The sequence below is a fragment of the Pseudomonas agarici genome (assembly GCF_001543125.1).
GTDB lineage: Bacteria > Pseudomonadota > Gammaproteobacteria > Pseudomonadales > Pseudomonadaceae > Aquipseudomonas > Aquipseudomonas agarici.
In genome coordinates this window covers 4593528-4594961 of the sequence record NZ_CP014135.1, presented here as the reverse complement: position 1 = coordinate 4594961, position 1434 = coordinate 4593528, and the positions used below count along the sequence as shown (strand labels likewise).

1 protein-coding gene is annotated in these 1434 nt (G+C 60.7%); it reads right to left on the bottom strand.

All coding sequences use genetic code 11. The annotated features are described in order from the left end of the window. On the bottom strand, positions 1-1321 hold a 1321-nt coding region (locus tag AWM79_RS20155; RefSeq protein WP_060783624.1), incomplete at its 3' end, for a T6SS phospholipase effector Tle1-like catalytic domain-containing protein. Positions 1322-1434: the final 113 nt, after the last annotated feature.

The window sequence follows — 1434 nt, the reverse complement described above, 5'->3', positions numbered from 1 at the left end:
AGGGCTCATGTAAGGCATAGGCCTGCAACTTGGCGGCGATGGGCTGGAGTTCGGTAGGCAAGGCGAGGGCTGGTGTATCTGGAACGGGATCAAACGCCACCCCAGCACGCACGCCCAGCGCACGCATGATCCGCAGGTACACCAAGGAGAGTTCGCCGCGCACCTGACGCTCGCCCGCGATGGCCGCATAAACCCGCTTTTGTGCTGGGGTATCGCGGCGCTGGTGTTGGGTTCCCGTGTCCCAGGTGACAATGCTCAACCCCTCGTGCGGGATGTAATGCTGCCAGTAGTCTTGGCTACGTTCGAGGCGCTGTTGGGTACGGCGATAAGCCTCGCTATGTTCGTTGGGTTCCTGGGGCGGGCTGAAGCTGCTGTCGGGTTTGCTCAGCAATAGGTTTTCCGTGGACAACGGCAGGTAACCGCCGCCAACATCGGAATGGCAGCCCGGTACAAACAAATCAGTGTCGGTACGGGTGAGCGAGAAGTTGTGACGATGCTCGTCGTTGGCCACCAGTTGCACCACCTGACGAGCGCTGCCTGGAGCCAGGCGTAGATTCACGCCAGGATTAAGGGCGTTGTGCGGACTGAAATCATTGCTCGGCGGGGCGACGATGCCGGCCACGGTATCGAACAGGCCGATAAAATTGAGGATGACGTCGCTGCCGGCACGCCAGGCGAAGGTTTCAGCAAACCCCGGTGTACCGACCGGCATGGCCCGAGCCAGCAGGCTGCCTGCCCCTTTGAGCAGGTCATTGGCGCAGTGCCGAGCTGCCGCCGCGCCGCGACTGAAGCCAAACAGGTCGACTTCAAGACGGCGAATCTTGAGGCCGGGGTTGTTTTCTCGAAACCGCCGTAACTGCTGCAGGACCAAGGCAGGTGCCTGTTCGACCCTGGCCACCACGCCGGTATCCCCTTGGCCGCTGCTCTGGGTGTAGAGGGAGTCACTCTGGCCGCTGCTTGTGCCGATGCCTTCGACGTAGACCTTGATATGAGCTTGCTCCACCCTGTTTGGTAATTGCACGTCGGCCTGATCCGGATAAAGGTCATGCAGAAGTGCGACATTGCTGGTGGCATTGCCATAGCTATTGTCGGGAGGCACTCCAGATGCATCGAAGCCATAGGTGGTACAGAGTTGGCGAATCATGACCGCCGTCTCCCTATCCATACCCAGGTCACTGGCCCGGCAACCTTCACCGATCGCGCTGTTGCCCTGATTGTTGCCGGTGCCGTCGAAGAACAAGCCCAGATGGAGCACGATACCGCTTTGCTCCAGCTCCTCTTCTTCTTCCTCCTCTTCCAGGATGGGCTCCCGGATTGGCATTCCAGGCTTGGCTGTCGCTGGCGTAGGAGTTGGCGCAGGAGCAGGCGCAGGCGCGACAATCGGGGAGCGGCTAACATCAGCGCTGGTGTGGGATGCCTGCTCGACCGGTGCAA